Genomic DNA, 16,383 nt, shown 5'->3' on the forward strand with positions numbered 1-16,383 from the left:
ATTGCAGGGTATCACGTGGCAATGTGAGTCAGTGACATTGCATGTATTGTGTCATATGAATCGTACTATGATGTTTATTGCAGCGGCAAAAATAAGGCTGGTAGTTCCTATGCGGTATTCTTTATTGCAATTCAGACATTATGATTTTTACAAAAGCAATCAACTAAATGATCGTTTACCATGCCAATCGCTTGCATATACGCATACATAATTGTAGAGCCTACAAAGCTCATCCCTCTTTTTTGCAAATCTTTGGATAAAGCATCTGATTCGGGTGTTGTTGCGGGAACCTCTTGCATACTATGGGGATAATTAATCTTTGGACTTCCATTTACAAACTGCCAAACATAATTATCAAAAGAAGTAAATTTTTGTACGATTTCGAGAAATACCCTGGCATTTTTGCGAGCTGAAAAAACTTTAAGTCGATTGCGGATTATACCAGGATCAGTGAGTAAACTTTTTAACTCCTCATCCGTCATATGGGCCACAGCGTGAGGATCAAATTGTTTAAATGCACTACGGTATGTTTCGCGGCGTTTGAGGATTGTTTCCCAACTTAAACCTGCCTGTGCACCTTCGAGAATAAGCATTTCGAAATGTTTTTGATCCTCATGAACTGAGATACCCCATTCTGTATCATGATAATGCTCATAATAAGGTTTGTTGATTCCAACCCAAGGACAGCGTTTCATAGCGGACATAACTTTTTAGAGTAAATAGATACAATTGTACAGATTTTTGGAGGCAATAACCATGTTTACATTCTCGTTATATCGATTATTTGGGTGATCATCAATTGTTTCGTCTTGAATTTGTTCAAGAATGGCTTAAAATCCACATACGAAACAATATATTTATTTTAGAGAATTTCATGTCCGATTTTTATCAGGATTTTAATACAAGACGAACCTTTGCAATTATTTCCCACCCTGATGCAGGTAAAACTACTGTAACTGAGAAGCTGCTTCTATTTGGGGGTGCAATTCAATTAGCGGGTACTGTTAAAGGGCGCAAGGCAGATAGACATGCCACTTCAGACTGGATGGAAATGGAAAAGGAACGAGGTATTTCTATTACTACGTCTGTAATGCAGTTTATACATAATCATCACGTCATGAATTTACTCGATACCCCAGGCCACGAGGACTTTTCTGAGGATACTTATCGAACTTTAACTGCGGTAGATTCGGCGCTCATGGTGATTGATGTGGCCAAGGGGGTAGAAGATAGAACAGTAAAGTTAATGGAAGTATGTCGTTTACGTGATACTCCAATTATGACTTTTATTAATAAGCTGGACCGTGAAGGCCGTGATCCTATTGATTTGCTCGATGAGGTTGAATCTGTTTTGGGGATTCAATGTGCCCCTGTGACCTGGCCTGTTGGTATGGGAAAGCGTTTTAAAGGTATTTATCATCGTTATGAAGATGTCGTTTACCTTTATCAAGCGGGGAAAAATGCACAAAAACAAGATGCAATGCAGATTAAAGGAATAGACAACCCTCAATTAGATGAGATATTAGGGGAGAGTGCGCAAGAATTACGTGAGGAAATTGAGCTTGTGAAGGGAGCCTCGCATGAATTTAATTTGCAGGATTATTTGGCAGGAAAAATGACCCCTGTTTATTTTGGTTCGGCAATTAATAATTTTGGAATCAAAGAGTTACTGGATGATTATGTGCGCTATGCCCCAAGTCCTCAACCAAGAAATGCCCAGGAGCGAGTAGTATCTCCAAATGAAGAGCCTTTTTCTGGGTTTGTATTTAAAATACAAGCAAATATGGATCCAAAGCACAGGGATCGAATTGCATTTTTACGTATATGCTCCGGAGCTTATAAAAAAGGGATGAAATTAAGTCACTTGCGTATTGGTAAAGAAATACAAATTTCCAATGCATTGACTTTTATGGCAGGAGATCGATCACATACGGAAGTGGCCTTGCCGGGAGATATTATCGGGTTACACAATCATGGTACGATTCGGATTGGTGATACCTTTACTCAAGGTGAGCAATTAAAATTTACTGGTATTCCTAATTTTGCTCCAGAGCTTTACCGTTTGGTTCGTTTAAAGGATCCTTTAAAGAGCAAGGCTTTACTAAAAGGCTTAATTGAGCTGTCCGAGGAAGGGGCAACCCAGGTATTTCGACCATTAAACAGCAACCAACTAATCTTAGGTGCGGTAGGAGTATTGCAATTCGATGTTGTTGCTCATCGTTTGAAACATGAATATAAAGTAGATTGTATTTATGAATCAGTTAATGTAGCTTGTGCGCGTTGGGTTTACTCAGATGATGATAAAGCAATGAGTGAATTTCGCACTAAGGCACATGATTATTTAGCATTAGATGGAAGCGATGCATTAATGTATCTCGCTCCTACTCGTGTTAATTTAACTATGGCTGAAGAGCGATACCCGAAAATTAAGTTTCATGCAACTCGAGAGCATTAACTCCTTCGTGATAACCTTCATCATGGATACTATTAATCTAAAATTAAAGTGGATTTTTGATGTTTTTTAAAAATAATGAAGAGATCATATCTCATCTTCTTGATGCAATTAGCAAAATTGATAAAACAAAAGTGCAGGAGATTCTTCAAGAGGTGTCTATTAAAAAATAGACTTAAATATACATACAAATAGATTTGTCACACCGTTACATTGGGCAGTTCTTAAGTGTCGTGTAGACACGCAGCACGACATGCTTGAAATAATAGAAGAGCTTTATCAAACAGAAATAGACCTTAATAAACCTTCAAATGACAGTAAACAATATTACCCACTCCATACAGCGGCTCGTCGTGGTTTACCATTGGTTGTTAATTGGCTTTTAGAACACGGAGCTGATCCCATGGCTAAAGATGCCTCTAATAAAATACCAATAAATTTTGTATGGTCTGCACTGAATGCAAAAATTTTAGATAAAAATGACCAAAATATAGAAAAGAACCGAGAGCAGATTGATCGATTAATAAAAATACGTGATCTTTTAGATAATTATAATACTCTTGATCCATGCTTCATATTATAAGTATCTGCTAAAAGAGCGTGTGCTACATGGCTTGAAAAGATTAACCCTATTGCACCATTAAGGCATGGAATGTATTTATATACTGAGTATAGCTATCAGTTTATCGAACGTCGCCCTCCGCAAAGCGGAGGGTCTGGAAAATAATTTGCTGACCATCAGGGGTGTTACCCGAACGATGGGTTTTCTTTGAATTCGTAAATTAGGTCGTACAACTAGCTTTTATTGTATGCTGGCCTAAATTAGTGATTTTCACTTTTGCTCCTGAATCGGCACTAAGTTTCAGAATCTGGTGTGGGTATACAGTAATTTGTAAAACCTGCCCTTTAGATAAAGGAGTCTCATTGACTTTTCCTTGTTTAGCTAATGCTTCTACTAAAAGATCATTATTTTCATCTTCTGTAATAATTTTACACTTTGCTACTATTGCCCAGTACATAGGATTAGCGAACTCTTGGGGATCATTGCTAGGTAATTCATATTCAATAGTGACTCCTTGTTGGAGTGCATGACTTTCCATTGCATAAGTATTAGTAGTTAAAGAGGTCATAATACATAATACGCCAAATCCAAATTTTTTTAACATTAATTCACTCCATAATGAAAATTAATAGTCTAAGATACCTTTATTTTGCTTTCATGGCAAATTAATATTCATTAAAAAAATATATGAAAAATATCGGTTATTATTCCACTTTTTATCCTGCAAAATGATTCTAAAAATTATGAGGGATATTTTTTTTATGCACCTGCAATCTCTTGATGAGCATGCCGCTTTTTACCGCGACGTATAGCCGATTGTCTACAGATTCGAGCAATTCGGGGTGGCTTCTGGATCTCTCGGATGATCCTCGGGACGTAATAACATTATATGGACTGACGCGATTAATCTATTTTGATTAATTATCGGCTGCATAAGTTTAAATCATTTTCCGTTCCGGGAGCGATCGTATACCTTGACATTAAATGAGTTATACCATGAACAATCTTATTTATAATGTTTCTAACGCTTTAGCAATAGATTCGGTCATTGCTTTAGCATCGCCAAAAAGCATGTATGTATTGTCATGATAGAACAAGTCATTTTCTACACCGGCATAGCCAGGTGCCATACTTCGTTTGACGAATAAAACAGTTTTTGCTTTTTCAACTTCTAAAACAGGCATGCCATAAATGGGCGAGCTTGGATCTGTTTTTGCCGCAGGATTGGTTATGTCATTTGCTCCAATAATATAGGCGACATCACAACTTGCAAAATCACGATTAATTTCACTTTGTTCAAAAACTCGATCATAAGGAATATTGGCTTCCGCAAGCAATACGTTCATATGTCCGGGCATACGACCAGCAACAGGATGAATTGCAAAGCGAACTCTAATATTGCGTTGTTCTAACGCATCTACTAATTCTTTGACAGCATGTTGTGCATGTGCCACTGCCATACCATAACCAGGGATAATGATGACATCTTTGGCATTACTTAAAAGAAATGCGGCATCTTCACCATTTCCTTGTCGTACTGATCGGGATTCAGTTGTGGCATTGGCTTGCAATTGTTTTTCAGATGTTTGAATACCACCAAAAATTACGTTGAAAATAGAACGATTCATTCCTACGCACATGATGTAACTGAGAATTGCTCCACTGGCACCTACTAGTGCCCCAGTAATCACAAGTAAATGATTACTTAAGGTAAATCCAATTCCTGCAGCCGCCCATCCAGAGTATGAGTTAAGCATGGAGATTACAACTGGCATATCAGCGCCACCGATAGGGATAATCAGTAATACACCAAGTAAAAAAGCCAATGCAGCCATAATGCAAAAAAGAGTGAACGTTTGATTTATCAAAAATAAAACAAACAGAACAAGTGTCCCCAACGCGCTCAAAAGGTTGATGGTATTATGGTTTGGTAGCTTGATAGGGATCCCAGACATAACTCCTTGTAGTTTCATAAAAGCAATTACAGATCCAGAAAAGGTGATAGCCCCTATAATTAAACCAAGGCTCATTTCCACTAGGCTGGCTTTGGCGATTGCGCCAGGGGCGCCTATATGAAAGGAATCAGGGGATAAGAAGGCACAGAATGCAACAAGTACTGCTGCCATTCCAACCAATGAGTGGAAAGCGGCGACTAATTGTGGAATAGCAGTCATGTTAATTTTAAGGGCAATATAGGTGCCGATTATTCCACCTGCAATCATTAAACTTATCAGTAGGAATTGATGATATGTTGAAGGCATCATTAATGTCGAGCCTACTGCGAGAATCATACCCGTAATTCCCAATAGATTTCCTCTTCTTGCAGAAGCGGGGCTGGCCAGGCCTTTAAGTGCCAAGATAAAACATATTGCTGCTAAAAGATAAAATAAGGGAACCAGGGTCGTCATGAGAAATCATCCTTAATTTACTGCTCTGTTGTAAGTAAGATAAAATTTTTATTCTATTTTTTATACATCCGTAGCATGCGCTGTGTTACCACAAAACCACCAAAAATGTTAATTGAGGTAATAAATATAGCTAAGCCACCTATCCAGGTTATTTTTCCCATGAATTGACTTCCTGCAGCAATGAGGGCACCTAAAACAATAATACTGGATATTGCATTGGTTACAGACATTAAAGGGGTATGGAGTGCTGGGGTAACTTTCCAAACCACGTAATATCCGACAAAACAGGCTAATACAAAAATAGTGAGTATCGCAATATAGGGGTTTCCTAAACTATTCATTTCATGCATTTTGAGTCTCCTTTCTGACCTGAAACGGTAGGTATTGATTTTGATGGCAAAGCACTGCTTGTTGGATAATTTCATCGTTGGGGTTTAATGTGATTTCAGGAGGCGTTGCGGCCAGGAGATGAATAAGATGAACTAAATTATTTGCATAGAGTTCGCTTGCCGTTGCTGGGACCAGTCCTGCCAGGTTACTGAAACCGATGATGGTTACTTCCCCATGTTTGATGGTTTTATCAATAACACTTACTTCACAATTTCCACCCCGAGAAGTTGCGAGATCAACGACAACTGATCCGGGTTTCATTTGTTCTATAGTGTGTTTATACAATAAAACGGGTGCTTTACGACCAGGAATTAATGCTGTTGAAATCACAATATCAGATAATTTAGCGTATTGGTCAATAAGCTCTGCTTGTAACTTTTTATATTCTTCGCTTACTTCAGAGGCATAACCACCTTTTGTTTCACTGTCGTGCTCTTGGTTGACTTCTATAAATTCAGCCCCCAAACTTTCAACTTGTTCCTTTGCAGCACGCCGTACATCAAATGCATAAACTACAGCCCCTAAGCGTTTGGCTGTGGCTATGGCTTGTAAGCCTGCTACACCTGCACCAAGAACAAGTACTTTAGCAGGTTGAATCATTCCCGCTGCGGTCATCATCATTGGGATAGCTCGATTAAATTGAGTACTTGCTTCCAGAACAGCTCTATATCCTGCTAAATTGGCTTGAGATGAGAGACTGTCCATGCTTTGAGCCCGGCTGATACGAGGAATAAGATTCATTGACAACAATGTAATTTGCTTTTCTTTACACCAAGAGATTAAGTGACTGTGTGGATCATTATCAATATGACCAATGACAATAGCACCCTGTGATAAACCTTCCAGCTCTTCGGAGTTGGGTTCATTAATGCACAGAAGAATGTTCGCATTTGTAAGAATATTTTTCTTACTGTCGCTGATAGTTACTCCAACTTGTTCATAATCGTGATCTCCAAAACCTGCCGCCAGGCCAGCATTTTTTTCTAAGCTGACTTCAAATCCAGATTTTATGAGTTGTTTCGCTGAGTTAGGCGTAATCGCTACTCGAGTTTCATTTCCTGCTGCATGTAAGGTTGCAATGATCATGAGTAAATCCTTTTTACCTAGATAACCATTATCGTATTGCAATTTAGAAATATTTTCCAGACTAAGGTGTACAGTAATGGTGTTAAGTTAAGATTAGTAACTATGGATTCAAAGTTCCATGTTTTCTAATTTATGCTTTATTTTTATGCGACTCTTCCTGTAAGCTATCCACTTCAATAGCTAGGGCCATTTGATTGGCACACGATTCTAAAAGCTGTATTTTTTCCGGTGTAGCCCACTCGTCACTGTTGAAAGGTTGAATCCTTAATACACCTATAGTACCTCGGGAGCCGAGCAAAGGGATAAATATGGCAGTAGAAAAAGATAGCGTGTCAGTTCCTAGTCCTGCTTTTTGACCTAACTCATATACCCATTGAGCGATACTGTATTCTTTATCATCCAATTCTTGATGGGATTTGGAGCGCGCGCGAATCACTAAGCGTGTATCTTTAGGCAGTAATGCAATAATTTCACAATGAAAAATTTCGGAAATATAATTAATTCCAGTTCTAAGAAGTCGGACTATTCCCCGTGTTCTCGATAACCTTCGGCTTAAAGTATATAAAGTAGACGTTTGATATTCGGCAAGGCGTGCTATCTCTGATTGACGCCGAGTAACCAATGTAAGCTGGCAAATAATAACTGCTATAACGAGCATCATCACGAGATTGAAAATATAATCTGCATCATTAGGTAAAAAACTGTAGTAAGGAGGAACAAAGAAAAAATCGTACGCTAAAAGACTGAGAAAAATCCCTGAAATTGTGGGGCCGGTACGTCCCAGTGAGGCAATAGCAATCATGCCTATTAAATAAACCATGATTAAGTTTGCATCTGGTACTAATGAATAAAGCAAAAAATTGAATAGTGTTGTCACAGAAACAATACTGATCGATAAGAAATAGGGAAACCAGGAGGTAAGGGGTTTATTGAGCGCTTTCTTTTGCGGCTTCTTGGCCATTTCAGTTATGGTATATACATCAATGTCACTGCTATAACGCAAAACCTCATCGGCTAAGCTACGAGCGAAAAAATTTCTCCACCGCGTTTGAATTCTTTTATTTATCATAATTAAAGTAACATTTTGCTCACGGGCGAAATTAAGAATTTCTTTAACAAGATCGTATCCCATTAATATATGGGTTTCAGCACCTAGTTGCTCGGCAAAAAACAGGTTTTTTATCGCTTGGTTACGTTGTGTTCTTGATAGTTGCGTTCGAGGAGAATCGACATAAACAGCCATCCAGTCTGCTTGAAAACTCGTTGCTATTTTTTTTGCAGAGCGGATTAATTTATGGGATTCTGGTCCTGGCCCCACACAAACGAGAATTTTTTCCATGATGTGCCAGATGCTCTTTATCCCTTGCCCTTGTCTATATAGAAGTACTTGAGTATTAACCCGCTTTGCTAATGTGCGTAATGCGAGTTCACGTAATGCCATTAAGTTACCTTTACGAAAATAAAATTCTGCAGCCAATTGCGCCTGTTTGGGGACATAAACCTTTCCCTCTGCCAAACGTTTTAACAAATCTTCTGGTGCCAGGTCGACTAGTTCAATGGTATTCGCACTTTCAATCATGAAATCAGGAACAGTTTCTTGGACAGGTGCATGTATAATTTGGGAAACATCATTATTTAAGCTTTCTATGTGTTGCACATTTAAAGTAGTATATACATCAATTCCACGATCCAGCAGTTCTTTAATGTCTTGCCATCGTTTCTTATGCCGTACACCGGTAACATTTGTGTGCGCCATTTCATCCATAATTATTAACCCAGGGTTTCTTTTTAGAGCAGCATCCAAATCAAATTCTTGTAGTTTTTTGCCATGATAATCAATAGTTACTTTCGGTAGAATCACGAAGTTTTTGAGTATCTCCACAATTTCTGATCGGCCATGTGATTCAACAATACCTACAATAATATCTAATCCTTTTGCTTGCTCTTCTAATGCTTCATGAAGCATGGAGTGAGTTTTTCCCACGCCAGGAGCAGCTCCAAGAAAGATTTTGAGTTTACCTCGCTGTTGTTGTTTTTCTTCTTCGAGCACTTGTTGCAATAACGCATTAGGATTGGGACGTGAATCATTCATGAGTAGTCCTTACATGATCTAGGGCCAAGTTAAGCTCCAGTACGTTAATACGCGGCTCTCCCAAAAAATATAGAGTTCTTTTTTTTATAAGTTGATTTACCAATGTTATTATTTCTTGTTCGGAAATATTACGTGCTTTAGCAATTCGAGGAATCTGATAAAAAGCTGCTTGGGGGCTAATTTCCGGATCAAGGCCGCTTGCAGAGGCAGTTACCAGGTCAACAGGAATTAAAATCAATTTATTTTCAAATTGATGAAGAGTTGCCACTCTTCTTTTGACTATATCCAAAAACTCAGGGTTTAACGGCCCCATGTTCGATCCTGAAGAACTTGCTGAGTTATAAGGAAATGGAGTGGTTGCAGAGGGGCGTCCCCAAAAGTAATTAGGTGCATCAAAATATTGCCCAATTAATGCAGAACCAATGGGTTTATCCTGATATTTGATTATGCTGCCGTTTGCCTGGAATGGAAACAATACTTGAGCAATAAGAGTAGTTACAACAGGGTATAGAAGACCTGTAAGTAGCGAAATAACGAGTAAAAAAAATAAAGATATTTTTATTTGTTTGAAGAGTTCCATCATTATTTTTATCCTGTTAAGCCCACTAAAGTTAAGAGCAGATCTATTATTTTGATGCCGATAAATGGAATAATTAATCCACCAAAGCCATAAATGATCACATTGTTTCGTAAAAGCTGAGCGGCAGGAAGGCGCTTGTATTTCACCCCATGTAATGCTAAAGGAATGAGAAAAATAATAATAGTCGCATTAAAAATGACTGCAGAAAGAATAGCACTTTGAGGAGTTGTCAGATGCATGATATTTAAAATATTAAGTTCTGGATAGGTGCTTGAAAACGCCGCAGGCAAAATCGCAAAATATTTAGCAATATCATTGGCTATGCTAAAAGTAGTGAGTGAACCACGAGTCATTAGTAATTGTTTTCCAATTTCCACCACTTCAATTAATTTGGTTGGGTTTGAATCTAAATCGACTAAGTTACCCGCTTCTTTTGCAGCCTGTGTTCCTGAATTCATTGCGACCGCAACATCTGCTTGAGCTAGAGCTGGGGCATCATTAGTTCCATCGCCAGTCATTGCTACCAGATGTCCCTCGGCTTGTAACTCACGAATTAATTTAAGTTTGTCTTCGGGCTTGGCATTGGCCAGAAAATCATCTACTCCTGCTTCACCTGCAATTGAAGCAGCGGTAAGCGGATTATCTCCAGTAACCATAATTGTTTTAATGCCCATTTGTCTTAATTGGGCAAACCGTTCTCGAATACCCCCTTTAATAATATCCTTAAGGCGAATAATACCGAGTACTTTTTGATTTTCGACAACAACCAATGCTGTATTTCCTTGTCGCGAAATAATTTCGACATTTTTTTGTACATTTTCGGGAATAATACTACCTAACTGATTGATATACTCTTTGATTGCTTCAAACGAGCCTTTACGAATTTGTCTGTTTCCAACATTTGCGCCACTCATGCGCGTTTGGGCTGTAAAAGGAATAAAGGTTGCATTGAGTTTCCCAAGCTCCCTGCCACGTAACTTATATTTTCTTTTGGCTAAAATAACAATACTACGTCCTTCTGGGGTTTCATCTGCGAGTGATGCTAATTGAGCTGCATCAGCCAATTCATTGATGCTGACACCTTCAGCAGGGATAAATTCCGTAGCTTGGCGATTTCCTAAAGTAATGGTACCTGTTTTATCCAGTAATAAAACATCAATATCTCCTGCAGCTTCAACTGCACGTCCAGATAAAGCAATAACATTAGCCTGTATCATTCTATCCATGCCTGAAATACCAATCGCGGAAAGTAACCCCCCGATTGTAGTTGGAGCTAAACATACAAAAAGAGCAATAAGCACTGTTATGGAAATGACCTGGCCTGATTTGGTTATAAATACACTAAAAATAGAGAAAGACAGCAGGGTGCTACACACTACCAGGAATACAATGGTTAATGCAGCGAGTAAAATAGTCAGCGCGAGCTCATTAGGTGTTTTTTGACGTTTTGAACCCTCCACCAAGGCAATCATTCGATCTAAAAATGTTTCCCCGGGATTAGAAGTGATGCGTATGATTAACCAATCAGAGATGACTTGGGTACCTCCAGTTACCGCGCTACGATCGCCTCCACCTTCCCTGATGACTGGTGCGCTTTCGCCTGTGATGGCACTTTCATTAACAGAGGCAATACCTTCAATAACTTCACCATCACTGGGGATGAAATCGCCTGCTTCGACTAATACCAGATCATCCGTGCGTAATTGGCCTGAAGTGACCAGGGTATATTTTGCATTTTTAGAGGCTTTTGTTAATTTTTTTGCTTGAATATCATGTCGTGCTCGACGTAATTCTTGCGCTTGGGCTTTACCTCGACCCTCTGCCATTGCCTCAGCAAAGTTAGCAAACAGGAGTGTAAACCAGAGACATAAGGTAACTGCTAAAATAAAAAGGCTAGGTGCCTCTCCTTTCCCTAAAAGTGATTGTAAAAAAAGTATAGTGGTAATAATTGATCCTACATATACAGTAAACATCACCGGATTTTTAATTTGTGTGCTTGGTTTGAGTTTGAGAAATGCATCGACCAAGGCAACTTTAATGATGTTAAAATCCCATATTGAATGTAATTTAGTAGCCATATTTTCCCCAAAGGATCAACTGTTCTACAACAGGGCCTAATGCAAGAGCAGGTACAAAAGAAAGGGCGCCGATGATAATGGTGATGCAAACTAACAAAATAATAAAAAGTGGCGTATGAGTTGCTAAAGTGCCTGGACTACTGGGAATGTGTTTTTTCTTAACAAGTGAACCTGCAATTGCAAGAGCAGGAATCGCAATCCAATATCTGCTAATTAACATAAGTAAGCCCCCCAGAATGTTGTAAAAAGGGGTATTCACATTTAAACCTGCAAAGGAGCTGCCGTTATTATTTCCCATAGAAGTAAATGCATAAAGAATTTCTGTGAAACCATGAGATCCTGGATTGGCTATTGAGCTAATGCCTGAAGATGTAACTGAAGCATAAGCAGTTGAGATAAGGACGATTAAAGGCATAATCAAAACGGCAATTGAGGCCATTTTCATTTCATAAGGTTCAATTTTTTTACCAAGGTATTCAGGGGATCGGCCTACCATAAGACCCGCAACAAATACAGTGATAATAATCATCATGAGCATTCCATATAACCCTGAGCCTACCCCACCAAAACAGACTTCACCTAAATGCATCATCCAAAGGGGAACAAGCCCTCCTAAGGGTGTAAACGAATCCAGCATGGAGTTAACAGAACCATTTGACGCAGCAGTAGTTGCCGTGGCCCAAATTGCTGAGTTGACTATGCCAAAACGTGTTTCTTTGCCTTCCATATTACCTGCAGGGTAAAGTCCAGATATAGGTTGCATGTCAATTCCCATGGCTTGGAATGCTGGATTACCTTTTTGTTCAACTATGGTTTCAAGAATTAAAGGCGGTATAAATAGGATTATCATTGCGATTAATACTGACCATCCTTGTCGTTTATCTCGAACCATCATCCCAAAAGTAAAACAAAAAGCTGCTGGTATAAGTAATAGGGCTATCATTTCAAGAAAATTAGTTAATGGAGTAGGATTTTCGAAGGGATGGGCAGAGTTGACATTAAAAAAACCACCGCCATTAGTACCTAATTGTTTAATAGCTATTTGTGAGGCAGCAGGTCCCATAGGAATAATTTGTTCTGTTATTTTTTCAGGGCTTACTTTGGGATTAGCTTGATTGTCTAATAGGGGTTGACCTTTTATATTTGTAACTGATTGTTGATAAGTAAACGGATGTAGCAGACTAATTTTTTGATAGGGCTTAAAATTTTGAATTACTCCTTGTGAGCATAAAATAAGTGAAAAAATGAATGATAAAGGCAGTAAGATATAGAGTATTCCTCGTATAGTATCAACCCAAAAATTACCTAAACCTGAGCCTTCACGTTTTGTTAAACCTCGGATCAATGCGATTAATAAAGACATTCCCGTTGCAGCTGAAATAAAATTTTGTACTGTAAGTGCAAACATTTGTGTCAAATAACTAAAGGTGGTTTCACCGCTATAGGCTTGCCAATTGGTGTTTGTTGCAAAGCTAATTGCCGTATTAAAAGCAAGATCAGATGAAGGGGCAGTAAAATTCTGTGGGTTTAGGGGAAGATAGTATTGAACTCTTTGCAAAAGAAAAACTGCCAGTAATCCTAAGAAATTAACTAAAAGCATCGTTGAGAGGTAAGTTTTCCATCCCATTTCTTCTTCAGGATTAATACCACATAGCTTATAAATAAACGATTCAAGGGGTTTAACTAAGGAATCTAACAAACACGATTTGCCTTGGTATACTCGGGCCATATACCAACCAAGGGGTTTGACAAGCAATAGTAAGAAGAGCAAATAGAATGAGATTTGGAGTAATCCGAATTTAGTCATGGAGATCCATTCCTGTTTTTAAAACTAAAATAATTCAGGTTTAAATAATACGAATAATAAATAAATTAACAAGCCAAAAGCGATGAGTCCGCAGCCGAAATAGAAACTCATGATTCACTCCTTGACAAATAATCATAAAAATTAATGAGCAAAAAGCACATGCAAAAAAATAAGGTAATAAGAACTATTAATAAAATATCCATATAAGTGTTTTTTTCTGATATATCTCTTTTAATTATAATCTTAGTTGATATTTTGAGGCAGTGTTGACGATTAATTCTGTTCTGCTAGTGTTTGACTAATGGTCTCTGTACGTAACCTAACTAAAGAAATAAAAATCATGGAATCTGTAAATATAAAGGTCTAGCGGGGGAGAGGATTAAAAATAAAAAAGGCGTGTTTTTGTAAACACGCCTTTTTATCGAATTTGCGATAGACAGTAAGATTGTTTACAGTCCTGGTTACTATTATGGACTCCTCTGGAGCGTTTTAGGCTTCCTAGTACAAACTAGGCATGCACACCGCACTCTCAATCTGGCTTCCAAGTAATGAATGTTAGCTGAACAATGTGTACTGTCTATGATTATATAATAGGCTAATCTTCACATTAATGCTACTTGATTCAAATTGTTTTTTGCAAAGATTGTGTTAAAAAAGAGAGTATATAATTTATGGAAATTAAGGATCAGTGATGCTTGCAGTAAGAGATGGATCTATGTATAAAAAAATTGATTTTATATCTTCCTTGCTATCCGGAATAATCATCAGCTTTTTAATTGTCATGATTACGGTAAGTTTTACCCAATTTATTTTTCACGGTAAGTTATCCAGCTATTTTCCGGCAGCAACTTATTTGATTTTAATTACCACGGTGATTATCACCCTTGTGACAGCATTGTTCAGTTCATTGCCTATTTCTATTGGACATCCTCAAGATGAGCCATTACCCATTATTGCATTAACCATTTCATCAATTGTCGCCGGAATACAAAATCCTGACAATCTTCTCTCAACTACAATGGTAGTAATTGCTTTTTCTACCAGTGTGACAGGTATTTGTTTTTATATGATTGGAAAATTTAAACTTGGTAATTTTATACGGTTTATACCTTTCCCTGTTGTTGTAGGTTTCCTTGTCAGCGTTGGATGCCTGCTAATAATAGGTACTACCAAGAATATAATGTCTATAGTACCTAATCCCTTTGTTTATCATAGTACCAACTTTTTTAAATCTGATTTTTTCATTATATGGAGTATGACTATTGGATATACCTTATTATTTTTCTATGTAATGCATCGTTTTGCACATAGGCTTATATTCCCGGGATTTTTATTATTCAGTATTGTAATCTTTTATATAATTGTTTTTATATTTCATATTTCAATTTCCACACTCAGAGAGCATGGATTGTTATTTCAACCCTTCCCTCCAGCAAATACTCTAATAAGTACTATTTCTCAATTTTCTTTTAGTAAAGTGGAATGGAGTTCCATATTTGCCCAGTCGGGTAATTTGCTAACCATTATACCAATTAGCACTCTTTCCTTATTATTAATATTAGGTGCTCTGGATTTCAACTTAAAAAAAGAAATCGATTTAAACAATGAGTTGCGTATCACAGGCATTAATAATGTTTTAATAGGATTTGCAGGAGGCTTAGTTGGATATACTGGTTTTATGATGACTATGATCAATAATCAATTAAAATCAACAACTCGTGCACCTGGTATTTTATCTGCTATGTTCACTTTAACTATTTTGTTAGCCGGCATTAATTTGATTGCATATATACCTAAAACAGTTGTATTTGGTATGTTATTGTTTATTGGTATTAGAATATTAAAAACATGGAGTTACGATATTAAACATGAATTTTACAGTTCTGATTATCTAACTGTATCTATAATTCTAATAATGGTTTTAAGCTTTGGGTTGTTGGTAGGGGTTGTTGTAGGAATATTGGTTTCTTTTGTTTTAATTATTATTAATTACAGCCAAATTAGTCCGATAAAATATCGTATTGAAAGTATAAATGTACGTAGCGGAACTCGACGAGATAGTTTAGCGGAAAATATTTTAAAAAAAGAAAAGGGCGCAATACTTTTTTTAAAATTGCAAAATTATTTATTTTTTGGCATCACAAATAAACTAATTGATGATATAAAAATCACTATTAATAACCAACCGAATCAATTACGTTACATTATTTATGATTATGAACTTGTTATTGGTATAGATTCATCAGCTCTTTATTGTTTCTCCAGAATAAAGGCTTTTATTAAAGAACATAATATAACTGTTGTGATCACAGAAGTAGAAGCTTCAGTTCTGAGGAAATTGATGGATATCGGTTTTGTCGATCCTAATGATCCATCCATTATCGTGGTTCCTCAACATGAACAAGCAATTGAATGGTGTGAAAAACAAATTCTACAGAAAAATAATTATGTAAAAAATGAGGCGTTGCCACTTGAAGCCCAACTTACCAACCTTTTTCAGAATGAAATTACCGCACGCTGTATTAAAAAATATTTTAACAAAATAGCAATTAATGAGCAGGAATTTCTTTTTAAACAAGGGGATCCGGCATCAAGCTTATATTATTTGGAATCAGGTGAGCTTTCAGTATATATGGAAACCCAAAATAAAAAGCAATTATATATTTCAACCATTCAAACGGGAAATATCATTGGTGAAATGGGGTTTTATTTAATGGGCAATCGTTTTGCAACAATAATAGCAAATGAAAATAGTATAGTACAAGAATTATCAGCAGAGAACTTTGCAAAACTGTGCGCGACAGAACCGGAAGTTGCGGAGCAATTTAACAGAGTCATCGTGCGTATTTTGGCAGAAAGACTGAATTATCGAAATCTTCAGATATAAAAATCGACTTCTCAAGTTTCTGAAAAGGATAATTTTTCAGG

The 16,383-nt window shown here is 37.3% G+C and carries 13 protein-coding genes; 3 read left to right on the forward strand and 10 right to left on the reverse strand.

Translation table 11 applies throughout. The features are described 5' to 3' along the window. Positions 1-131: 131 nt before the first annotated feature. Positions 132-695 carry a DNA-3-methyladenine glycosylase I gene (locus tag EKG34_RS02815; RefSeq protein WP_003635799.1) on the reverse strand — a complete coding sequence of 188 codons (564 nt, stop codon included), beginning with the start codon at positions 693-695 and terminating at the stop codon, positions 132-134. A 179-nt stretch (positions 696-874) separates the two neighbouring features. On the opposite strand from EKG34_RS02815, the gene EKG34_RS02820 reads away from it, so the two are divergent. Both EKG34_RS02820 and EKG34_RS02825 read left to right on the forward strand, forming a co-directional pair. Then, entirely contained in the window at positions 875-2,455 is a 1,581-nt protein-coding gene (locus EKG34_RS02820; protein ID WP_012979316.1) for a peptide chain release factor 3, read from the forward strand. A 178-nt stretch (positions 2,456-2,633) separates the two neighbouring features. After that, positions 2,634-3,035 (forward strand): ankyrin repeat domain-containing protein, encoded by a 402-nt coding sequence (locus tag EKG34_RS02825; protein WP_125461290.1) that lies wholly within the window; start codon positions 2,634-2,636, stop codon positions 3,033-3,035. Positions 3,036-3,234: 199 nt separating this feature from the next. Here the strand turns inward: EKG34_RS02825 and EKG34_RS02830 are convergent, their stop codons facing one another. The 9 genes from EKG34_RS02830 to kdpF form a co-directional block, all read right to left on the reverse strand. Beyond that, on the reverse strand, positions 3,235-3,618 hold the full coding sequence (locus tag EKG34_RS02830) for a hypothetical protein (RefSeq protein WP_003635810.1): 384 nt from the start codon (positions 3,616-3,618) through the stop codon (positions 3,235-3,237). A gap of 406 nt (positions 3,619-4,024) precedes the next feature. Next, a complete protein-coding gene (locus tag EKG34_RS02835) occupies positions 4,025-5,422 on the reverse strand; it encodes an NAD(P)(+) transhydrogenase (Re/Si-specific) subunit beta (RefSeq protein WP_003635813.1) in 1,398 nt (465 codons plus the stop codon). Between the two features lie 53 nt (positions 5,423-5,475). After that, a complete protein-coding gene (locus tag EKG34_RS02840) occupies positions 5,476-5,772 on the reverse strand; it encodes a proton-translocating transhydrogenase family protein (RefSeq protein ID WP_003635814.1) in 297 nt (98 codons plus the stop codon). After that, a complete protein-coding gene (locus EKG34_RS02845; RefSeq protein WP_003635816.1) occupies positions 5,765-6,898 on the reverse strand; it encodes a Re/Si-specific NAD(P)(+) transhydrogenase subunit alpha in 1,134 nt (377 codons plus the stop codon). Before EKG34_RS02845 ends, EKG34_RS02840 begins: the two co-directional genes overlap by 8 nt. Positions 6,899-7,028: 130 nt before the next feature. Next, on the reverse strand, positions 7,029-8,990 hold the full coding sequence (locus tag EKG34_RS02850; RefSeq protein ID WP_003635818.1) for a DUF4118 domain-containing protein: 1,962 nt from the start codon (positions 8,988-8,990) through the stop codon (positions 7,029-7,031). Continuing rightward, positions 8,983-9,573 carry a potassium-transporting ATPase subunit KdpC gene (kdpC, locus tag EKG34_RS02855; RefSeq protein ID WP_003635819.1) on the reverse strand — a complete coding sequence of 197 codons (591 nt, stop codon included), beginning with the start codon at positions 9,571-9,573 and terminating at the stop codon, positions 8,983-8,985. Before kdpC ends, EKG34_RS02850 begins: the two co-directional genes overlap by 8 nt. Positions 9,574-9,578: 5 nt before the next feature. Further along, positions 9,579-11,648, reverse strand: coding sequence for a potassium-transporting ATPase subunit KdpB (kdpB, locus tag EKG34_RS02860; protein WP_003635821.1), 2,070 nt, complete (start codon positions 11,646-11,648; stop codon positions 9,579-9,581). Then, positions 11,638-13,455, reverse strand: a complete 1,818-nt coding sequence (gene kdpA / locus EKG34_RS02865) for a potassium-transporting ATPase subunit KdpA (protein WP_012979315.1) — start codon at positions 13,453-13,455, stop codon at positions 11,638-11,640. The genes kdpB and kdpA overlap by 11 nt, the downstream gene beginning before the upstream one ends. Positions 13,456-13,479: 24 nt before the next feature. Continuing rightward, positions 13,480-13,566 carry a K(+)-transporting ATPase subunit F gene (gene kdpF, locus EKG34_RS18945; RefSeq protein ID WP_080619957.1) on the reverse strand — a complete coding sequence of 29 codons (87 nt, stop codon included), beginning with the start codon at positions 13,564-13,566 and terminating at the stop codon, positions 13,480-13,482. 604 nt (positions 13,567-14,170) lie between these two features. Between kdpF and EKG34_RS02875 the strand changes: the two genes are divergently transcribed. Further along, positions 14,171-16,342 (forward strand): SulP family inorganic anion transporter, encoded by a 2,172-nt coding sequence (locus EKG34_RS02875; protein ID WP_223800046.1) that lies wholly within the window; start codon positions 14,171-14,173, stop codon positions 16,340-16,342. Positions 16,343-16,383: the final 41 nt, after the last annotated feature.

This window comes from Legionella longbeachae, assembly GCF_004283175.1.
Classification (GTDB): Bacteria; Pseudomonadota; Gammaproteobacteria; order Legionellales; family Legionellaceae; genus Legionella; species Legionella longbeachae.

Bases quoted from the DNA above. Each gene is read 5' to 3' on its own strand.
- kdpA (WP_012979315.1), bottom strand. From the start codon at position 13,455: ATGACTAAATTCGGATTACTCCAAATCTCATTCTATTTGCTCTTCTTA.
- EKG34_RS02815 (WP_003635799.1), bottom strand. From the start codon at position 695: ATGAAACGCTGTCCTTGGGTTGGAATCAACAAACCTTATTATGAGCAT.
- EKG34_RS02840 (WP_003635814.1), bottom strand. From the start codon at position 5,772: ATGCATGAAATGAATAGTTTAGGAAACCCCTATATTGCGATACTCACT.
- EKG34_RS02875 (WP_223800046.1), top strand. From the start codon at position 14,171: ATGTATAAAAAAATTGATTTTATATCTTCCTTGCTATCCGGAATAATC.
- kdpB (WP_003635821.1), bottom strand. From the start codon at position 11,648: ATGGCTACTAAATTACATTCAATATGGGATTTTAACATCATTAAAGTT.
- kdpC (WP_003635819.1), bottom strand. From the start codon at position 9,573: ATGATGGAACTCTTCAAACAAATAAAAATATCTTTATTTTTTTTACTC.
- EKG34_RS02845 (WP_003635816.1), bottom strand. From the start codon at position 6,898: ATGATCATTGCAACCTTACATGCAGCAGGAAATGAAACTCGAGTAGCG.
- EKG34_RS02835 (WP_003635813.1), bottom strand. From the start codon at position 5,422: ATGACGACCCTGGTTCCCTTATTTTATCTTTTAGCAGCAATATGTTTT.
- kdpF (WP_080619957.1), bottom strand. From the start codon at position 13,566: ATGAGTTTCTATTTCGGCTGCGGACTCATCGCTTTTGGCTTGTTAATT.
- EKG34_RS02830 (WP_003635810.1), bottom strand. From the start codon at position 3,618: ATGTTAAAAAAATTTGGATTTGGCGTATTATGTATTATGACCTCTTTA.
- EKG34_RS02820 (WP_012979316.1), top strand. From the start codon at position 875: ATGTCCGATTTTTATCAGGATTTTAATACAAGACGAACCTTTGCAATT.
- EKG34_RS02850 (WP_003635818.1), bottom strand. From the start codon at position 8,990: ATGAATGATTCACGTCCCAATCCTAATGCGTTATTGCAACAAGTGCTC.